General features: G+C 72.2%; 17 protein-coding genes and 1 riboswitch. Of the genes, 10 read left to right on the top strand and 7 right to left on the bottom strand.

All coding sequences use genetic code 11. The features are described from left to right. Positions 1-154 precede the first annotated feature (154 nt). The 6 genes from ABGB21_RS35020 (at position 155) to pstB (ending at position 6,684) form a co-directional block, all read left to right on the top strand. Entirely contained in the window at positions 155-1,231 is a 1,077-nt protein-coding gene (locus tag ABGB21_RS35020; RefSeq protein WP_347681462.1) for a polysaccharide deacetylase family protein, read from the top strand. Between the two features lie 41 nt (positions 1,232-1,272). Further along, complete coding sequence (gene mshD, locus ABGB21_RS35015; RefSeq protein WP_347651933.1) at positions 1,273-2,247, top strand: mycothiol synthase; 975 nt, start codon at positions 1,273-1,275, stop codon at positions 2,245-2,247. A gap of 250 nt (positions 2,248-2,497) precedes the next feature. Then, positions 2,498-3,598, top strand: a complete 1,101-nt coding sequence (gene pstS / locus ABGB21_RS35010) for a phosphate ABC transporter substrate-binding protein PstS (RefSeq protein ID WP_347651934.1) — start codon at positions 2,498-2,500, stop codon at positions 3,596-3,598. A gap of 78 nt (positions 3,599-3,676) precedes the next feature. Then, a complete protein-coding gene (gene pstC, locus ABGB21_RS35005) occupies positions 3,677-4,807 on the top strand; it encodes a phosphate ABC transporter permease subunit PstC (protein ID WP_347651935.1) in 1,131 nt (376 codons plus the stop codon). Next, entirely contained in the window at positions 4,804-5,886 is a 1,083-nt protein-coding gene (gene pstA / locus ABGB21_RS35000; RefSeq protein ID WP_347681460.1) for a phosphate ABC transporter permease PstA, read from the top strand. Before pstC ends, pstA begins: the two co-directional genes overlap by 4 nt. A 21-nt stretch (positions 5,887-5,907) precedes the next feature. Further along, the gene (gene pstB, locus ABGB21_RS34995; protein ID WP_347651937.1) at positions 5,908-6,684 is read left to right on the top strand and encodes a phosphate ABC transporter ATP-binding protein PstB; all 777 of its coding nucleotides are present in this window, start codon (positions 5,908-5,910) and stop codon (positions 6,682-6,684) included. Between the two features lie 86 nt (positions 6,685-6,770). On the opposite strand, the gene ABGB21_RS34990 is transcribed toward pstB, so the two are convergent. After that, positions 6,771-7,331, bottom strand: coding sequence for a GNAT family N-acetyltransferase (locus ABGB21_RS34990; RefSeq protein WP_347681458.1), 561 nt, complete (start codon positions 7,329-7,331; stop codon positions 6,771-6,773). Positions 7,332-7,412: 81 nt separating this feature from the next. Then, positions 7,413-7,526: riboswitch (SAM riboswitch) on the bottom strand. A 66-nt stretch (positions 7,527-7,592) separates the two neighbouring features. Beyond that, entirely contained in the window at positions 7,593-8,444 is an 852-nt protein-coding gene (locus tag ABGB21_RS34985) for an NUDIX hydrolase (protein ID WP_347651939.1), read from the bottom strand. 87 nt (positions 8,445-8,531) lie between these two features. Here ABGB21_RS34985 and ABGB21_RS34980 point away from each other — a divergent pair, with 87 nt between their 5' ends. Continuing rightward, positions 8,532-9,500 carry a Gfo/Idh/MocA family oxidoreductase gene (locus tag ABGB21_RS34980; protein WP_347651940.1) on the top strand — a complete coding sequence of 323 codons (969 nt, stop codon included), beginning with the start codon at positions 8,532-8,534 and terminating at the stop codon, positions 9,498-9,500. A 70-nt stretch (positions 9,501-9,570) separates the two neighbouring features. On the opposite strand, the gene ABGB21_RS34975 is transcribed toward ABGB21_RS34980, so the two are convergent. Further along, the gene (locus tag ABGB21_RS34975; RefSeq protein WP_347651941.1) at positions 9,571-10,572 is read right to left on the bottom strand and encodes an inorganic phosphate transporter; all 1,002 of its coding nucleotides are present in this window, start codon (positions 10,570-10,572) and stop codon (positions 9,571-9,573) included. Between the two features lie 3 nt (positions 10,573-10,575). Further along, a complete protein-coding gene (locus ABGB21_RS34970) occupies positions 10,576-11,202 on the bottom strand; it encodes a DUF47 family protein (RefSeq protein ID WP_347651942.1) in 627 nt (208 codons plus the stop codon). A 324-nt stretch (positions 11,203-11,526) separates the two neighbouring features. On the opposite strand from ABGB21_RS34970, the gene sigJ reads away from it, so the two are divergent. Then, the gene (sigJ, locus tag ABGB21_RS34965; protein ID WP_347651943.1) at positions 11,527-12,522 is read left to right on the top strand and encodes an RNA polymerase sigma factor SigJ; all 996 of its coding nucleotides are present in this window, start codon (positions 11,527-11,529) and stop codon (positions 12,520-12,522) included. A 34-nt stretch (positions 12,523-12,556) separates the two neighbouring features. Here sigJ and ABGB21_RS34960 read toward each other — a convergent pair whose 3' ends face one another. After that, positions 12,557-13,060, bottom strand: a complete 504-nt coding sequence (locus ABGB21_RS34960) for a DUF402 domain-containing protein (protein WP_347651944.1) — start codon at positions 13,058-13,060, stop codon at positions 12,557-12,559. Positions 13,061-13,420: 360 nt separating this feature from the next. Between ABGB21_RS34960 and ABGB21_RS34955 the strand changes: the two genes are divergently transcribed. After that, positions 13,421-15,523 carry an ATP-dependent DNA helicase gene (locus ABGB21_RS34955; RefSeq protein ID WP_347681464.1) on the top strand — a complete coding sequence of 701 codons (2,103 nt, stop codon included), beginning with the start codon at positions 13,421-13,423 and terminating at the stop codon, positions 15,521-15,523. 90 nt (positions 15,524-15,613) lie between these two features. Here ABGB21_RS34955 and ABGB21_RS34950 read toward each other — a convergent pair whose 3' ends face one another. Beyond that, a complete protein-coding gene (locus tag ABGB21_RS34950; RefSeq protein WP_347681456.1) occupies positions 15,614-16,903 on the bottom strand; it encodes an AI-2E family transporter in 1,290 nt (429 codons plus the stop codon). Positions 16,904-17,074: 171 nt separating this feature from the next. On the opposite strand from ABGB21_RS34950, the gene ABGB21_RS34945 reads away from it, so the two are divergent. Continuing rightward, positions 17,075-17,413 carry a co-chaperone GroES gene (locus ABGB21_RS34945; protein WP_347681454.1) on the top strand — a complete coding sequence of 113 codons (339 nt, stop codon included), beginning with the start codon at positions 17,075-17,077 and terminating at the stop codon, positions 17,411-17,413. Between the two features lie 34 nt (positions 17,414-17,447). Here the strand turns inward: ABGB21_RS34945 and ABGB21_RS34940 are convergent, their stop codons facing one another. Then, positions 17,448-18,962: a PrsW family intramembrane metalloprotease gene (locus tag ABGB21_RS34940; protein WP_347651947.1), complete on the bottom strand. Its 1,515-nt coding sequence runs from the start codon at positions 18,960-18,962 to the stop codon at positions 17,448-17,450. Positions 18,963-18,971: the final 9 nt, after the last annotated feature.

The following is an 18,971-nucleotide window of genomic DNA, read 5'->3' as shown; positions in this document are numbered from 1 at the left end:
CCCGGACCCCCCCGGGGCGGCCGGGGGGCCCTTCTCGCTTTTATCCCCGAAGGTGAACCCGAGAAAGCGCACCTATTCGGGTATTTCGCTCGTAGCCTGAACCGGTGGATCCGAGGGCAGGGGCGACACCGGTGATGATCGTGGCGGTCGGCTGATGGGCAGTCTGTCGAGAAGCCGGATGTTCGTGATCGCGGCGCTGATCACCGCCGCGATCCTGGGCGGCGCCTACACCCTCGGCCACACCCTCGGCCGGGCCGGGACCCCAGGCGACCACGGCGGGTTCGGTGGCCCCGGGCAGGTCGACGCCGGTTCGGCGTACCCGGCCGACGACGGGTCGGCGCCGTCCCCGGACCACGCGCCGGACCCCGGCACCGACGGTCGTGCCGACCGGGACGCCGGGACGCCGCCGAGCGCGTCCGCCCCGGCGCCGTCGCCGTCCGCGTCCGACGCCGCCGACGGGTACGCCGACGAGGACCTCGGCACGGCCCAGCCGGAGGAGGCACAACTGCCGCCCGAGCCGGCCGGCCCGTACGGCGCCCGGCTGACCACCGGAGGCCCGGCCGTGGCGCTCACCTTCGACGACGGTCCCGACCCCCGGTACACCCCGCAGACCCTCGCCGTCCTGCGCGAGTTCCACGTCCGGGCCACCTTCTGCCTGGTCGGCGAGAACGCCCTGGCGTACCCGGGGCTGGTCCGGGCGATCGTCGCCGACGGCCACACGCTCTGCAACCACTCCTGGGACCACGACGTCGCGCTCGGCAGCCGGTCGGCGGCTCTCATCCTGGCCGACCTGACCCGGACCAACAACGCCATCCGGGCGGCGGTACCGCAGGCTCGGATCGCGTACTACCGCCAGCCGGGCGGCAACTGGAGCCCAGCGGTGGTGGCGGTGGCCCGACAGCTCGGCATGACGTCGCTGCACTGGACGGTGGATCCGCGCGACTGGACGCTGCCCGGCGCCGGGAACATCGCCTCGATGGTCACCGCCAACGCCTTCCCCGGCGCCGTCGTCCTGCTGCACGACGCCGGCGGCAACCGGCAGGGCACGGTCAACGCCCTGTACCCGATCCTGATCAGCCTGAGCCGCCGGTTTGTCATCGCCCCGCTGCCGACCGGCCCGGCGGTACCGCAGCCGCCGACCGGGACAGCCCCGGCGGCGCCGCCCGGATCACCGACCGGGACACCGTCGGACGCCGAGCAGTCGTCGCAAGCCCAGTCACCGCCGGGCTGACCCGGACCGCTACCGCCGTCCGGAGGGTCTACGGTGTGGAGGTGAGCGAAGGAGCGGCGACGGAGCGGCGGACCGTCCGCCTCGACGTACTCGCTCCGGAGGATGTCGAGGCGGTGCTCCGGCTCGCCGAAGCGGCCGGTGCCGCCGACGGGGCGGCTCCGCTCGACGAGCACGTGACGCTCCGGTTACGGCATCCCGGCGCGACGGGCGTCAGCCATCTGCTCATCCGGGACTCCGCCGGCGCAGCGGTCGGCTACGCGTACCTGGAGAACGTCCCGGACGGAACCGGTGAGCTCTCCGCCGGGCTGGTCGTCCACCCGGCCCACCGCCGGCAGGGACTGGGCCGGGCCCTCGTCGAGGCAGCCCGGGAGACCGCCGTCGCCACCGGCGACCGGCTGCTGGTCTGGGCGCACGGTGACCACCCGTCCGCCGCCGCACTCGCGCTCGACCTGGGTTTCGGCCGGGACCGGGTGCTCTGGCAGCTCCGCCGGTCGCTGCGGGAGCCGCTGTCCGGGCCGCCGCTGCCGGCCGGGGTGGCGCTGCGCGCGTTCCGACCCGGCGAGGACGACGAGGCCTGGTTGCGGGTCAACCGTCGGGCCTTCGCCGACCACCCCGAGCAGGGCCGGTGGACCGCCGCCGACCTGCGGCTCCGACTGGACGAGCCGTGGTTCGACCCGAGCGGCTTCCTGCTCGCGGTGGAGGAGAGCACCGGGCGGGTGCTCGGATTCCACTGGACCAAGGTGCACCGCCGGGACACCTCCGGTGGTGCCGGCCCGACCGAACCGATCGGCGAGGTGTACGTCCTCGGCGTCGACCCGGACACCCACGGCCTCGGGCTGGGCAAGGCACTCACCCTGGCCGGCCTGCACCACCTGCGCGACACCGGCCTGCGCCGGGTGATGCTCTACGTCGACGAGTCGAACGCCGGGGCGGTCGCCCTCTACATCCGGCTCGGTTTCGCCACCTGGGTACGCCACGTCCAGTACCGCTGGCAGCCCGGTTCCCCGACCGACTGACCCCGTCGGGCAAGCGACGAAGCGGCCCAATGGTCACGTTCGGCAGCAGCAGCCCCACGGTTCACGGAACGGACATCCCACCCTCAGGATCCGGTCACCCAGCCGGTCACCCCTGTTCACCCCACGTTCACTTGTGACCGGCGAGCCGGCTACCTGGCACTTCTAACTTTCCCTACTAGCTGGCCATCAGCCGGCTCCCGGGAAGGGTCCCGGGTATGTCTCGCTCTTCAAGGTGAAGGGAACCTTTCAGGTGAAGCTCCAGCGGCACGGCACCATTGCCTGCCTCGCTCTGGCCACGGCACTGGCAGTCAGCGCGTGCGGCTCGGACAATAACGAGCCCACCGGAGCGTCGGGCTCCGCGTCCGCCAGCGCCGACTGCGCCACCGGCACGATCAACGCGCAGGGTTCGTCGGCGCAGAAGAACGCGATCGCCGAGTGGACCAAGGCATACCAGCAGAAGTGCACCGGCGCGACCATCAACTACGAAGCGAGCGGCTCCGGCGCGGGCATCCAGGCCTTCATCGCCGGCACCGCCGACTTCGCCGGCTCGGACTCGGCCCTCAAGCCGGAGGAGCAGCCGAACGCGGACGCCAAGTGCCCCGGTGGCGCGGCGATCCACCTGCCGATGGTGATCGGCCCGGTCGCGGTGGCGTACAACGTCAGCGGCGTGGACAACCTGCAGCTCAAGCCGACCACGCTCGCGCAGATCTTCGCCGGCAAGATCACCAAGTGGGACGACGCCGCGATCAAGGCCGACAACCCGGGTGCGACCCTGCCGTCGACCGCGATCCAGACCGTCCACCGCTCGGACGAGTCGGGCACCACCGACAACTTCACCGACTTCCTCGGCAAGACCGCCGCGGCCGACTGGACCTTCGGCAAGGCCAAGGCGTGGAAGGCCCCGGGCGGCACCGGCGCCAAGGGATCGGACGGGGTGGCCAGCGCTGTCAAGACGGCCGACGGCAGCATCGGCTACATGGAGTGGTCGTTCGCCGAGAACGGCGGCCTGAAGATGGCCAAGATCGGTAACGGGGCCGGCGAGTTCGCCGAGCTCACCGCCGAGGCGGCCGGCAAGACCATCGCCGGCGCCCAGGTGACCGGCCAGGGCAACGACCTGAAGATGTCGATCGACTACAACACCAAGGAGGCCGGGGCCTACCCGATCGTCCTGGTGACCTACGAGATCGTCTGCAGCAAGGGCCTCGCCGCCGACAAGCTGGCACTGGTCAAGGGCTTCCTCGGCCACGCCGCCAGCACCGAGGGGCAGGCCGAGCTGACCGCGGTGGGCTACGCCCCGCTGCCGGAGACGGTCCGCGCCAAGGTCGAGACCGCTGTCAAGGCCCTCGCCTGAACCACGGACGGGTCATCCCTCCGCAACGCCTGAACAACTGATCATCCTCATAACTTCGTCAACGGAGCGAGCGAGCAGATGGGCGACACCCCAGACCGCTCGGCCAACGCCGGCACCGGCGGACCACGCGTGACCACCAGTCACGCCCGGTCCGCCGGTGCCGCGCTGTCGGTCGACGTACCAGTGACACCCCTGGACCGCACTCCGGACGGAGTCGGCGGTCAGGGCGGGAACGCCGGGCTGGGCGGCAGCGCCCAGGGCGGCGGCGGAGCGCTGCCCCGGCGCCGCGCCTTCGGCGCGGAGCGGATCTTCCAGAGTCTCACCATGTCGGCCGGTGCGGTGGTGCTGCTCATCATCGTGGCGATCGCGATCTTCCTGGTCGCCAAGGCCGTGCCGGCACTGAACGCCAACACCGAGAACTTCTTCACCTTCGAGGGCTGGTTCCCGAACGAGTCCCAGCCCCGGTTCGGGATCGGTGCGCTGGCCTTCGGCACCGTACTCACCTCGTTCCTGGCACTGCTGCTGGCCGTGCCGGTCGCGCTCGGCATCGCGCTCTACCTGTCGCACTACGCCCCCCGCCGGGTCGGCACCACGCTCGGCTTCCTGATCGACCTGCTCGCCGCGGTGCCGAGTGTGGTCTTCGGCCTCTGGGGCCGGGACTACTTCTACGGCCCCGTCCGGGACCTGTCGGTCTGGCTGAACAAGTACTTCAGCTGGATCCCGATCTTCGGTGGCGACGGCCCGTTCGGTAAGTCGATCCTGCTCGGCTCGCTGGTCCTGGCGATCATGGTGCTGCCGATCATCACCTCGCTCTCCCGCGAGGTGTTCCTGCAGACCCCGACCGCCAACGAGGAGGCCGCACTCGCCCTCGGCGCCACCAAGTGGGAGATGATCCGGACTGCGGTACTGCCGTACGGCCGGCCCGGCGTCATCGGCGCCACCATGCTCGGCCTGGGCCGGGCGCTCGGCGAGACCATCGCCCTGGCGATGACCCTCGGCATCGTCTCGAAGATCTCGTTCAACATCATCGAGAGCGGCGGCAACACCGTCGCCGCCAACATCGCGAACGCGTTCGGCGAGGCCAACGATGTCGGCCGGGGCGCGCTGATCGCCTCCGGCCTGGTGCTCTTCTCCATCACCCTGATCGTCAACATGACCGCGCGGGCCATCATCTACCGGCGCCGGGAGTTCACGGAGTCCGCAGCATGACCACTCTGAGTGCACCTCCGGTCGCGCCGGGGCAGAGCCCCCAACTACGGTCCCGCCGGCTGCCGCTGGCGGCGTCCATCGGTATCGCGGTGGCGGCGGTGGCCGTCGCCGCCGGACTCGTGTACGGCACCGACATCGGCGGCACCGCCCTGGTGGTCGCCCTCGCCGTCCTCTTCTACCTGGTCGGCCTCTTCGCGGCGAGCAACGCCGTGGAGGGCCGGCGGCAGGCGCGCAACCGGATCTGGAGCGCGCTGATCCACTCCGCGTTCGTGCTCGCCCTGCTGCCGCTGGTCTCGGTGGTCTGGACCCTGGTCGACAAGGGTATGGACCGGCTCGACGGCAACTTCTTCGGCACCTCGATGAACAACATCGCGGCCCGGGACCCGAACGGCGGCGCCTACCACGCCATCATCGGCACCCTGGAGCAGGTCGGCATCGCCACCCTGATCACGGTGCCGCTCGGCATCGCCTGCGCCATCTACATCGTCGAGTACGGCCGGGGGCGCTTCGCCCAGACCATCCGGTTCTTCGTCGACGTGATGACCGGCATCCCGTCCATCGTCGCCGGCCTCTTCGTGCTGGCGTTCTGGATCCTGATCGTCTCGCCGTACTTCAACAACGGCCGGCCCGGCTACTCCGGCTTCGCCGCCTCGCTGGCGCTGAGCGTGCTGATGCTGCCGACCATCATCCGTTCCACCGAGGAGATGCTCCGGCTCGTGCCGGCGCCGCTGCGCGAGGGGTCGTACGCGCTCGGCGTTCCGAAGTGGAAGACGATCCTGCGGATCGTCCTGCCGACCGCGCTGCCCGGCATCGTCACCGGCGTGATGCTGGCCGTCGCCCGGGCCGCCGGTGAGACCGCGCCGGTGCTGCTGGTGGCCGGCGGCGGCGCGGCGATCAACTTCAACCCGTTCCAGAACAACCAGTCGTCGCTGGCGCTCTACGTCTACCAGCAGGCCGGAGAGGCGTCACGGTACGCCCCGGCCCGTGCCTGGGCGGCGGCGCTGACCCTTGTCGCCCTCGTGCTCGTCCTGACGATCGCGGCGAAACTGCTGGCCCGCCGTAACCGGTTCGGCCGCTGACCGGAGGAGGAGAAAATCATCATGGCGAAGCGCATCGCAGCGACAAACGTCACCGCGTACTACGGTGGTTTCAAGGCCATCGAGAACATCAACCTCACCGTCGAGCCGAAGACCGTCACCGCGCTGATCGGCCCCTCCGGCTGCGGCAAGTCGACCTTCCTACGGTCCATCAACCGGATGCACGAGGTGCTGCCGGGGGCCCGGGTCGACGGCCGGCTCACCATCGACGACCAGGACATCTACGAGCGGGACGTGGACGTCACCGCGGTCCGCCGGATGATCGGCATGGTCTTCCAGCGGCCGAACCCGTTCCCGACCATGTCGATCTTCGAGAACGTGGTCGCCGGGCTGCGGCTCAACGGCGTACGCAAGAAGTCGATCCTGGAGGAGGCGGCCGAGCGGGCACTGCGTTCGGCGAACCTCTGGGACGAGGTCAAGGACCGGCTCGGCAAGCCCGGCGCGGGCCTGTCCGGCGGTCAGCAGCAGCGGCTCTGCATCGCCCGGACGATCGCCGTCGAACCGCAGGTCGTGCTGATGGACGAGCCCTGCTCGGCGCTGGACCCGATCTCCACGCTGGCGATCGAGGACCTGATGTTCAAGCTGAAGGACCGCTACACGATCATCATCGTGACCCACAACATGCAGCAGGCGGCCCGGGTCTCCGACCGGACCGCGTTCTTCTCGATCGAGCGGACCGGTGACCCGGGCCGACTCATCGAGTACGACGACACCCAGAAGATCTTCAGCAACCCCAGCGAGAAGAAGACCGAGGACTACATCACCGGCCGCTTCGGCTGAGCTGTCCGGAGGGGTCCTTCCTGCCACCGGGGCGACAGCTGTGGTGAGGAAGGGCCCCTTCCTCGCACCACCCAGATCAGCGAGGGTCAGCGCCGCTCGCTGGGCGGGCACCGCACCGTGCTGTCGGCCCAGACCATCCGCAGCTTCCGCGGCGTGCCGTCGAGCCGGCTGGCATCGCCGCCGGGCGGCTCCACCGTGGCCGTCTCCACGCAGATCGCGCCCCGCGCGGCATAGAACGCCTGCGCCCCGGTGTTCTGCCGCAACACCCAGAGGTACATTCCGGCGCCGACCGCCCGGTCGGTCACCGCTTCGGCGGCGCGGGTCAGCAGCCGGGTGCCGACGCCGGTGCGGTGTCGATCGGGTACGACGTGCAGGTTGTCGACCAGACTCCCCCACCGGGTGTCGTGGTCGAACACGACGTGAAGGAAACCCACCAGCCGCTCCCCGTGCTCGGCGAGCAGCGTCCGGGTACCGTCCGGCGCGGTCAGCCGGCTGCGCCACACCGCCCGACGGTCGGCTTCGACGTCGCCGTCCAGGTAGGAGTCGGCGTACGCGCCCCGGTAGTGGCGGCGCCAACTGTCGGCGTGCAACCCGGCGATCCGCTCGGCATCGTCCACTGTGGCGAGACGGATCGGCGGCGCCGTCATGGTCGAACTCCGATCCGCGGGTTACGTCCAGCCGGGAACCCGGCCCTGCGGTGTCTGACGATGATTGGTACGCGCCCCCCGTTCGACGGCTTGCCCGACACCTCGTGCCGGGCCCGGTCCTCACCCGGAGCACCCCGCCCGCGAACGGAGGGTTGCCGGCCAGCAAGCCGGGGCTTCGCGCTGGCACTCATGACCTGTGTCGGGCACGGTAGCACGGGGAGGGCGCCGGCAACGTCCACCGGAACGGTCCGTCCAGGCGGCTCAGTCGAGCACGAAGTGGGCGCCGCCGTCAGGGTCGGGCTCCAGCCGGGGCATCATCGGCCGGGCCGGGTCCCGCCGTGCCGCGACGGTCGGCAGCGCGGCCAGGTCGGCGCAGCCGGCGATCTCGGTCAGCGTCACCCGGGTCGGCGGCAGCATGGTCAGCTCCCCGGCGGTGGCCCGGGCCGCCGCGTCGGCCGGTGACAGCCACAGCGTCCGGTCGGCCTCGCCGGAGACGTCCCGGGTGCGCTGCCCCTCCGGCAGCAGGGCGAGGAAGAAGTACGTGTCGAAGCGCCGCGCCTCGAATTCCGGGGTGATCCACCGGCTCCACGGCAGCAGCAGATCGGAGCGGAGGGTGAGCCGGCAGTCCCGGAGCAGTTCGGCGAAGCTGGTCCGACCGTCGACCAGCGCCTGCCGGCAGCGTTCCCACTCGTCGCCGCTGACGTCGCCGAGCACCTCGTCCGGGTGCGGGCCGGCGAGCAGCACCCCGGCCTCCTCGAAGACCTCCCGGGCCGCCGCGCAGACCAGCGCCTGTGCCTCGGCCGGCGGCAGCCCGAGCCGCTCGCCCCACTGTTCCGGGCCGGGGCCGGCCCAGTCGAGCCGCGCCGACGAGTCGGCCGGGTCGACGCTGCCGCCGGGAAAGGCGTACATGCCGCCGAAGGTCATGGTGGCGGCCCGGCGGATCAGGTACACCTCGAAGCCGGCACCGCCGGACGGGGCTGGCCGCAGCAGCGGTACGGTCGCCGCCCGGCGGGCCGGCGCCGGCGGCCGTCCCTCGGCGTGGAACCGCCGGGCCCGCTCGGCGAAGGACGGCCCGGCGGGGAAGGTCAGCTCCCCGGAGCTGTGGTTCGGCATGCTGCGAGGGTAGTGCCCGAGCGACCGAGCCCACGATCTTGCCCGGCCGCTACGGTGCCGCTGACCGGCTCGGTTACCGTCCCTGCCATGACACGTTGGGGCATCCTCGCCACCGGCAACATCGCCAGGACCTTTGTCGAAGACCTCCGTCTGCTGCCGGACGCGGAGGTGGTGGCGGTCGGCTCGCGTACCGCCGACTCCGCCCGTGCCTTCGCCGAACGGCACGGCATCCCCCGGGCGTACGGGTCGTGGCAGGAACTGGCCGCCGACGACACCATCGACGTGGTCTACGTCGCCACCCCGCACGCCGCCCACCACGACGCGACGATGACCTGCCTCACCGCCGGCCGGGCGGTGCTGGTGGAGAAGCCGATCACCCTCGACCTGGCCGGCGCGCGGGAGCTGATCAACACTGCCCGGACGAACAACCGCTTCCTGATGGAGGCGATGTGGATGCGGTGCAATCCGGTCGTACGCCGGGTCAAGGAGCTGATCGACGACGGCGCGATCGGCGAGGTCACCACCGTGCAGGCGGATTTCGGGGTCGCCGGCCCGTTCCCGCCGGAGCACCGGATGCGGGCCCGGGCCCTCGGTGGTGGCGCACTGCTGGATCTGGGGGTCTATCCGGTGAGCCTGGCGCATCTGCTGCTCGGTGCGCCGGACGAGGTCCGCGCCTGGGCGAAGATCAGCCCGGAGGGGGTCGACGAGAACACCGGGCTCGTCCTCGGTTACGACTCGGGCGCGGTGGCAAGCCTGACCTGCGGCATGATCGGCGCGACCGCGGTGGCGGCGACGATCAGCGGCCGGACCGGACGGATTGAGCTGGGTTCGCCGTTCTACCGGCCGAGTCGGGTGACCCTGCACCGCGACGGTGCCGACCCGGAGCCGCTGCCCGTGGAGCTGATCGGCTCCGGCTACCAGTACGAGGCGGCCGAGGTGCAGCGCTGCCTGGCCGAGGGGCTGCTGGAGAGTCCGCTGGTGCCGCATTCGGCCACCACCGAGGTGATGGGGCTGCTGGACACCGTGCGGGAGCAGATCGGCGTCACCTACCCCTGAGATCGGCGCGGGCCCCTTCCGCACCGACGGCTGCCGCCGGCGGTGCGGAAGGGGCCCCTTTTCGCAGGGCTCAGAAGAGCGGGTTCACCAGGAAGTACATGATGGCGCCGATGGAGCCGGCGGCGGGGAAGGTGAGGATCCAGGCGCCGACGATGTTGCCGGCGACGCCCCACCGTACGGCGGAGAGCCGCTTGGTGGCCCCGACGCCCATGATCGCCGAGGTGATGGTGTGCGTGGTGGAGATCGGGGCGTGCAGCACCAGGGCGTTGAAGTAGAGGACCGCGCTGGCGACGCTCTCGGCCGCGAAGCCCTCCGGCGGGCGCAGGTCGATGATCTTCCGCCCGAGGGTACGGATGATCCGCCAGCCGCCCGCGTAGGTGCCGAGCGCCAGCACGGTCGCCGAGGTCCAGAAGGCCCACTCCGGGATGTGCTCGGCGCTGTTCTGGTAGCCACCGACGAAGAGGGCGAGGACCACGATGCCGATGGTCTTCGCGGCGTCCTGCATGCCGTGGCCGATCGACATCGCCGCCGCCGAGGCGGTCTGGGCCCACCGGAAGCCCCGGTTGAGCTTGGCCGGCTGACCGTTCCGGAAGATCCACTGTACGGCGATCATGACGATGTAGCCGAGGATGAAGCCGACCAGCGGCGAGAGGATCATCGGCAGCACCACGTCCCGGCCGATGCCTCCCCAGAGCACCGTGTGCGAGGCGGCCAGGGTCGAGCCGACCAGACCGCCGATCAGTGCGTGCGAGGAGGACGACGGCAGGCCGAAGTACCAGGTGATCAGGTTCCAGGTGATCGCGCCGATCACCCCGGCGAAGACGATGCCGAGGCTGGAGACCCCGGTCGGCAGGTCGACCAGACCGCTGCCGACCGTCTTGGCGACGCCGGCGCCGAAGTGCGCGCCGATGAAGTTGCCGATGGCCGCCATGGCCAGGGCCACCCGGGGGGTGAGGGCGCGGGTGGAGATGCTGGTGGCGATCGCGTTCGCGGCGTCGTGGAAGCCGTTGGTGTAGTCGAAGACCAACGCGACCGCGATCACCGCCAGCACGGCGATGAGTTCAGGTTCCACCGGTCAGCTTTCCTTGACCGCGATGGTCTCGACGGTGTTGGCGACGTGCTCGAAGGCGTCGCAGGCGGCCTCCAGCTCGTCGGCGACCTCCTTCATCTTCAGCACGGTGAGCGCGTCGTACTCGCCGGAGAAGAGCCGGACCAGCAGCATCCGGTACGCCTGGTCGCCGTCGTTCTCCAGCCGGTTGCACTCGATCCAGTAGTCCTCGAGGTCCTTCATCGCCTTCAGCCGCGGCATCGCGTCCGCAGTCAGCTTGGCCTGCTGGTCGAGGACGTTGACCAGCTCGTGCATCTCCCGGGGCAGTGACGGGAGCTTGGTCAGCCCGTACAGGTAGAGCAGGCTGCCGACCGCCTCCAGGTGGTCCATCACGTCGTCGAGCAGCGACCCGAGCCGGTAGATGTCCTCCCGGTCGAACGGGGTGACGAACGTCGAGTTGATCTTCTTGTAGAGCTCGTGGGTGATCTGGTCGCTGTCGTGTTCGACCTCGCTGAGCCGCTCGCTGACCGACTGGACGTCGACCCCGGGCAGGGCCAGCTCGTTGAGGAGCTCGGTGCCACGCACGAGGTTGTGGGCGGCTCGGGTGAACAACTCGTAGAAGGCGCCCTCGGAGGGGCGGAGCGAAAACTTCACGGCACGGACCTCGTTGCGTCGGCGGACGGGTGGCGGGCCGCAAGAGGCTGCCCCTGGGAGATGCTAGGAAACCTCGGATCGGGATTTTCCCCGGCCCACCCCTGGTCAGAGCCGGTTCACCCGTCATTCACCTGCTGTTCACCTTGGGACCGGCGCCAACCTCCGGAACAGAACAATCAGTCAGGAATCACCGGTACCCGCAACGGTGCCCGACGACACCCGGACCCGGGCCGGGAATCTGTCCGGCCCGCCCGGTCACACCGCGCCGACCGCCCTCTGTCATCGTCGTAGCGAGCACTCCGGAGAGCGGACGGGGAGGCCGACGTGCGGGACCTGGCGACGGAGTTCGAGGCCGAACGGGACCACCTGACCGCGGTCGCCTACCGGATGCTGGGCAGCCGGGCCGAGGCGGAGGACGTCGTACAGGAGACCTGGCTCCGGTACGCCGTCGCGCTGGCCACCCCGCAGGCCCGCGCCGAGGTACGTGACCTGCGGGCCTGGCTCACCACCACGGCCTCCCGGCTCTGCCTCGACGTGCTGCGCTCCGCCCGGGTACGCCGGGAGGCGTACCCCGGTGCGTGGCTGCCCGAGCCGATCGTCGACCGGGTCGTCAACCCCGCCGACCAGGTCGGGCCGGCCGGTGGGCAGACCGGCGGGGCGGCCGGGCTCGCCGCCGACCCCGCCGAACGGACGGTACGCGCCGAACAGGTGGGAATCGCCCTGCTGGTGCTCCTCGAACGACTCTCCCCCGAGCAGCGGGTGGCGTTCGTGCTGCACGACGTCTTCGCCGTGCCGTTCCCGGCGATCGCGACCGCGCTCGGGACCAGCCCGGCCGCCGCCCGGCAACTCGCCGCCCGGGCCCGGCGGGCGGTTTCCGAGGGTGGCGCCCGGCAGTCCGCCGACCCGGCCGAACACCGGCGCCTGCTCGACGCCTTCCTGGCCGCCGCCGAGGCGGGCGACCTCGACCGGCTGCTCGCGGTGCTCGCCCCCGACGTGGTCTACGTCGGCGACGGTGGAGGGATCTTCCCGACCGCACGCCGCCCGGTGACCGGGGCCGACAAGGTGGCCCGCTTCGCCCTCGGCCTGGTCCAACGGTCGACGGCGACCTGGCAGGTACGCCACCTGCGGTCGGTGCCGGTGCTGGTGAACGGCTTCCCGGGCGTGCAGATCGCGGCCGACTACCGGCCGGGACTGCCCCTGCACGGGGTCCTCTGGTGCACGGTCGCGGACGGCCGGATCACCGGGCTCTACCAGCAGGTCAATCCGGAGAAGCTGACCCGGGTGCCACCGCTGCACCCGAGCGACGCTCCCGCGCCGTGAGGTCGGACCGGCCACCACGGCCCCGGCCGGACGGTCAGACGACCAGGGCCAGCCACTTCCGGTACGCCGATCCGAACGGCTCGGTGCCGTCACCGAGCGCCCCGTACAGCCACTGCGCCGCCGCCCGGGCCTGCGTCACCAGCTCGTCCGGGTAACCGAACCGGATCCGGTGCTCGGCGAACTCGTCCTCGTCACGCAGCTCCACCAGTTCGGTGCTCCGGCGGCGTACCACGTCCAGGTCGAGGTCGACCAGGTGCACGGTGTCCCCCTCCCAGCGGGCCGGGGTGGCGATGTCGCAGTAGACCTCACTGGTCCGCGGCGGCGGGTTGAACATCGTCGTCCACCAGGCGTCGTGCGGGACGAGCAGGACGAACGGGATCTGCTCGACGGACGGTCGGCCGTGGTAGATGGAGTGGGTGCCGGCGGTCACGCCGAGCCAGACGCCGAGCTCGTCCTCGGTCAGCCGGCGGGCGGGGTAGTCCCGGTGCGGGGTGCCGTCGTACTTGCGATAGACGACCCGGACCACATCGCTCGACATGTCCGCACCCTAGCGGATCGTCCCCACTACCCGCCGTGTGCGAAGCGTCCGGTAGACGTCGCATTCGACAACATCAGGAGACTGACGGCGTGGCGGTTGGCGCTCCGGCGTCGGCCGGCCCTTGGCGGTCGGGGGCGTACCCCGGGTGGGCGAAGCGGCGGACCCGCCGGCCGAGGGAGCGCACCCGGTGTCGGGACCGACGGGTACGGTCGCACAGTGACCGCGCCCGCCACCGACGCCAGCCCACCCACCACGACCGGCCCGACGGCGACGGAGGCCGGCGCCGCCACCGGGTCCGACGGGAGCCCGACCGGCAGATCCGGGCGGCGGCGACGCGGCGACCGGCCCGGCGCCCTCGACCTGCTGACCGCAGCGGTCGGCGCGGTGCCCGGCGGTGCCGCCCGGCCCGGGCAGCAGCAGATGGCGACCGCGATCGAACGCAGCGTCCAGTCCCGCGAGCACCTGCTGGTCCAGGCCGGCACCGGCACCGGCAAGTCGCTCGCCTACCTCGCCCCGGCGCTGACCGTCGACGGCCCGGTGGTGGTCTCGACCGCCACGCTGGCACTGCAGTCCCAGCTGGTCGACCACGACCTGCCCCGGCTGGCCGACGCGGTCGAGCCGCTGCTCGGCCGGCGACCGACCTTCGCGGTGCTGAAGGGTCGGCACCACTACCTGTGCCTGGCCCGGCTGGAGAACTCCACAGAGGACGAGCCGGAGGACACCCTCTTCGACGCCCCGGCCCGGGGTGGGGGCGGCGGCACCAAGTGGCTCGGTGAGGCGGGCCGGCTCGGCAAACAGATCCAGCGGCTGCGGGACTGGGCCATGGAGACCGACACCGGCGACCGGGACGAACTGGACCCCGGCGTGGACGACCAGGCCTGGCGGCTGGTGTCGATGCCGGCCCGGGAGTGCGTCGGCGCCTCCCGCTGCCCGTACGGCGCGGAGTGCTTCGCGGAGGCGTCCCGGGCCCGGGCCCGGGAGGCGGACGTGGTGGTGACCAACCACAGCCTGCTCGCCGTCGACATGCTCGCCGGACGGCACATCGTGCCGCCGCACAAGCTGCTGATCGTCGACGAGGCGCACGAGCTCGCCGACCGGGTCTCCTCGGCGGCCCAGGCCGAACTGGTCCCCGAGCTGATCGACCGGGCGGCGAAACGGACCCGACCGCTGGTCGACCCGGAGCTGGCCGAAGCGCTCGTCGCGGCCGGCGACGCGCTGGCGGTCGGGCTGACCGAGGCGCCGGCCGGGCGGATCACCGGCGGGCTGCCGGCCCCGCTGCGGGAGGCGTGCACCCTGCTCGACGCCGCCACCCGGGGCGCGCTGGAGAAGATCGGCGACATCAAGGCCGACGATCCCGATCCGGTCCGCAAACAGCAGGCCAAGGCGGTGCTGGACGAGCTGTCGACGACCGCCCAGCGGCTGCTGGAGGAGGCCGACCACGACGTGGCGTGGGTGGAGAAGCCCGAGGGGCCGGTCGGTCGTCGCGCCCTGGTGGTCGCGCCGCTCTCGGTCGCGGGCACGCTCGCCACCCACCTGTACGACGAGCGCACCGTGGTCGCCACCTCGGCCACCCTGGCCCTCGGTGGCCGGTTCGACACGGTGGCCCGGTCGCTCGGCCTGGAGCTGCCGACGACGCCCCCGCCCGCCCCGTCGGCGATGGCGTCGGCGATGGCCGCGAAGAGCCGGGGCACGGGCCCGACGACGCCGGGAACGACCCCGGACCGGGGCGCCGGCCGGCCGGCTCCGGAGCCGCCGGGAGCCGCGGACCGGTCCGGGTCGGTGGACTCGGGTCCGGGCTGGCATTCCCTCGACGTCGGATCCCCGTTCGACTACGCCCGGCAGGGCATCCTGTACGTCGCCGCGCACCTGCCCCGCCCCAGCGCCTCCGGCCTGCCGGCCGCCGCCGGCGAGGAACTGCTCGCGCTGGTGGGGGCACTCGGTGGTCGTACCCTCGGGCTGTTCTCGTCCCGGCGGGCCGCACTGCAGGCCGCCGAGCTGCTGCGGGCCCGTACCGACCTGCCGATCCTGTTGCAGGGCGAGGAGGCGCTGCCGCTGCTGGTCCGCAAGTTCCGGGAGGACCGGGCGAGCTGCCTGTTCGGGGTGATGTCGCTGTGGCAGGGCGTGGACGTGCCGGGTGACGCCTGTCAACTGGTCGTGATCGACCGGCTGCCGTTCCCCCGGCCGGACGAGCCGCTGGCGGCGGCCCGGGCCGCGGCGGTGGACTCCGCCGGCGGGTCCGGGTTCGCCGCGGTCAGCGTGCCGATCGCCGCCGTACGGCTGGCCCAGGGGGTGGGTCGCCTGATCCGCTCGATGCAGGACAAGGGCGTGGTGGCGGTGCTCGACTCCCGGCTGGAGACCGCCCGGGGGTACGGCCCGTTCCTCCGGCGTTCGCTGCCGCCGTTCTGGTACACGACCCGGCCGGACATCGCCCGGGGCGCCCTGGAGCGGCTCGGCCGCGGCTGAGCCGGCCCGCGCCGGCCGTACCCGACGGACGGGGGGCCGGGCGGCGTACCGACCCGGCCGGGACGGGCGGCCCCGGCCGACCGGCGGCGGTCAGGGGGCGGTCGGGGCCACCACCACGGCGTCCGGCGGCACCTCGGGTCGCCGCCGGTGGGCCAGCCGGCGTACCGCCGTGTTCAGCACGGCGACCAGCGGCACCGAGACCAGCGCACCGACGATCCCGGCCAGCACCACACCGGCCGCGATGGCGACGATCACCGCGAGCGGATGGATCGCCACCGCCCGACCCATGATCAACGGCTGCAGGATGTGCCCCTCGACCTGCTGTACGCCGATCACCACGCCGAGGATGATCAGCGCGGTGACCCAGCCGCTGTCGACCAGGGCCACCAGCACCGCCACCGCGCCGGAGAGGGTGGCGCCGACGATCGGGATGAACGCGCCGAGGAAGACCAGCGCGGCGAGCGGGAACGCGAACGGGATGTCGAAGACGACGAGGAAGATGCCGATCCCGACCGCGTCGATGAACGCGACCAGTACGGTCGCCCGGACGTACGCGACCAGGGTGTTCCAGGAGGCGCGCCCGGCGTCGTCCACCCGCCAACGGGCGGCGACCGGCAGCAGCCGGACGATGAACCGCCAGATCTTGCCGCCGTCGCGGAGGAAGAAGAACGTGGCGAAGAGCACCAGCAGCGCGCCGGTTAGCAGTTCGGCGACGGTCGCGGCGGTCGAGACCGCCCCGCTGGTCAGCGACTGGGTGTTCTCGTTGAGCCAGCGCTCGCCCTGCTCGATGTAGGAGTCGAGCTGCCGGTCCGACATGTGCAGCGGCCCGGTCCGCAGCCAGTCCTGGATCTGCCGGATGCCGTCGGTGGTCTTGCGGCTCAGATCCGGTACGCCCCGGACGAACTCGTTCACCACCAGGGTGAGGGTGCCGACCACCGCCGCCAGACCGGCGACCAGCACCACCGCGGTCGCCAGGGACCGGGGGAACCGGGCCCGGAGCAGCCAGCCGGCCGCCGGGGCCAGCAGGGCCGAGAGCAGCAGCGCGATGGCCAGCGGAATGATGACGATCCGGATCGTGCCGATCACCTTGAGCAGGGCCCAGGCGACAAGCCCGATGACGATCAGCCGCCACGACCAGGCGGCGGCGATCCGCAGCGCGTGCGGCACGTCCTCGTCGTCCCGGCTGGACGTCGAGGGGTGGTGCGCCACCGGCGGCGTCTCCTCGCTCAGCGGCGGTGGCGGCGGTGCCGCGATGACCCCTCCCGGATCCGCCGGCGACGACGGCCGGCTCTCCGACCGCCCGGACGCGTAGGCGCGACGGAACCTCGCCCGCAGCTGCTCGAAGCGGCTCACGCGCACCTCCCCGTTCTGAGAACCCACCCGTGCCTCCCCTGGTGGCGGAGAATCGGCCTCCCTACGGTAGCCGGACCGGTACAGCCCGGCTCGCACCGCGTGCGGCTGCCGGGCCCCGGGATCGGCACCGTCCCGGGCCGGGTGGGGCCGAGGAGGCGCAGGTCGACGCGGTCGCCGGGCACGGTACCGTTTCCCGACGTGACCGCCGACGTGAACAACGACAACGGGCTGCCCATCCGCCTGCTGCACGACCGGGTGCTGGTGCGTACCGAGGGCGCTGAGGGCGAACGGCGCTCGACCGCCGGCATCGTCATCCCGGCGACCGCCTCGATGGGGCGCCGCCTGGCCTGGGCGACCGCGGTCGGGGTCGGCCCGAACGTCCGCTCCATCGTCTCCGGCGACCGGGTGCTCTTCGACCCGGACGACCGCTCGGAGGTGGAGCTGCACGGCCGGGAGTACGTGCTGCTCCGCGAACGCGACGTGCACGCGGTTGCCGCCCGACGGGTCGAGGACGACTCCACCGGCCTCTACCTCTGACAGGCCCGCCGGCCAGCGCCGGTGGCGACCCGGCTCAGAATCCCGTGGACGGTCGGTACGGCGACGGATGGCCCGGGCCGGCGCCCGGGACCGTCGACGGTCCGCCCGTCCCGTACCACCCGGACGGGCCGTAGCCGCCCGGAACCGGGCCGGGAGAAGGCGCCGGCACCAGCACGACCGGGATCGGCACCACCGGCTCGCTCGGCGCCTCCACCGGCCGGCTGGTCCCGTCCGGGAACGTCAGGTGGTAGCGGGTCCCGTCCCAGAACCCGGGTGGCGCCTGCGGGTCCCGGCCGACAAATACCTGCCGGGCCGCCTGCAGCTCGTCGAGCAGGCGACGCTCCTCGGCCACCGAACGGGCCAACGCGGCCGGCTTGGCGTCCAGGCCCCGGACCATCCCGTCCCGGAGCAGCGCCAGCCGGGTGGCGGCGTACTGGAATCCGCGCATCGCCCGCAGACCGTGCGGACCGGCCACCCGGCGGGCCCACTGTCGGGCCGCGTGCCGCCGGCCGAGACTGCTCAGCGCGGCGACCTCCGGCGGCGTCAACCAGCCCGCCCGTACGTAGTCGGGCAGGGTGCGCTCGGTGAGTCGGCCCTCCCAGCCGCGCAGCCAGATGGCCAGCCCGACCATGCCCAGGAAGATCGGCACCATCAGGCTGATGTAGCTGTAGAGCATGATCAGCGGCTGCCCGGTCTGCTCGACGAGGGTGGGTGCCAGGTTCCAGGTGCCGTGCAGGATCATCGCCAGCAGCAGGCCGGCCAGGGGCGCGGTGATCCGGACCGCCCGGTCGGCGGAGCGGGCCGCGACGCCCAGCCCGACGCCGGTCATCGCGGTGAAGAGCGGGTGGGCGAAGCCGCTGATCAGCACCCGGGAGATGAAGATCGCGATGACGTTCATCGTGCCGGTGGCCGGGCCGTACTGGCTGGCGCCCTCGGCGTAGCCGAGTCCGCCGAGGTAGAGGATGTTCTCCACCATCGCGAACCCGACCGCCGACAGGCCACAGTAGACGATCCCGTCGGTGATGCCGGACCACTCCCGGCGGCGGAAGAGCAGCAGCAGGATCGGGCCCAGCGCCTTGGTCAGCTCCTCGATGAAGGGCGCGACCAGGACCGCCACCAGCGAATCCGACAGTCCGGCCGAGTGGAACAGGTCCGCCGCGAACCCGTTCACGTTCAGCGACGCGTACGTCGACACCGCCGCGCCCCAACCGAAGCAGAAGACGAGGTACTTGACCGGCTCCGGCTCGTACCGGTCGAGCCAGAGGAAACAGGCGACCAGGACCGGCACCGGCACGATCGCCGCGACCAGTCCGACGACCAGCGCGGTGATGCCGAGCCGCTGGCCGAGGGTGAGCAGCATCAACACCGCGCAGCCGGCGATCAGCAGGATCACCCCGACCAGCACCAGGATGCGGCGCCACCCCAGTCCGGACCGTGGCGACCGGACCTGGACCACCGGCAGCCCACCGGGCGGTGCCGGGGGGAACGATCCCGGCGGAACCGGCGACGGTGCGGAGGTGGGCGCACCGGGTGGCGGGGTGTCGACCATGACGTCAGC

It is taken from the genome of Plantactinospora sp. B24E8, assembly GCF_039871735.1.
Taxonomy (GTDB): Bacteria; Actinomycetota; Actinomycetes; order Mycobacteriales; family Micromonosporaceae; genus Plantactinospora.
Note: the sequence above shows the minus strand (reverse complement) of the source record. Positions and strands in the feature narration are given on the sequence as shown.

Coding starts and splice junctions, on each gene's coding strand:
- ABGB21_RS35020 (WP_347681462.1), top strand. CDS start 155: ATGGGCAGTCTGTCGAGAAGCCGGATGTTCGTGATCGCGGCGCTGATC.
- pstC (WP_347651935.1), top strand. CDS start 3,677: ATGGGCGACACCCCAGACCGCTCGGCCAACGCCGGCACCGGCGGACCA.
- pstA (WP_347681460.1), top strand. CDS start 4,804: ATGACCACTCTGAGTGCACCTCCGGTCGCGCCGGGGCAGAGCCCCCAA.
- pstB (WP_347651937.1), top strand. CDS start 5,908: ATGGCGAAGCGCATCGCAGCGACAAACGTCACCGCGTACTACGGTGGT.
- ABGB21_RS34990 (WP_347681458.1), bottom strand. CDS start 7,331: ATGACGGCGCCGCCGATCCGTCTCGCCACAGTGGACGATGCCGAGCGG.
- ABGB21_RS34985 (WP_347651939.1), bottom strand. CDS start 8,444: ATGCCGAACCACAGCTCCGGGGAGCTGACCTTCCCCGCCGGGCCGTCC.
- ABGB21_RS34980 (WP_347651940.1), top strand. CDS start 8,532: ATGACACGTTGGGGCATCCTCGCCACCGGCAACATCGCCAGGACCTTT.
- ABGB21_RS34960 (WP_347651944.1), bottom strand. CDS start 13,060: ATGTCGAGCGATGTGGTCCGGGTCGTCTATCGCAAGTACGACGGCACC.
- ABGB21_RS34940 (WP_347651947.1), bottom strand. CDS start 18,962: ATGGTCGACACCCCGCCACCCGGTGCGCCCACCTCCGCACCGTCGCCG.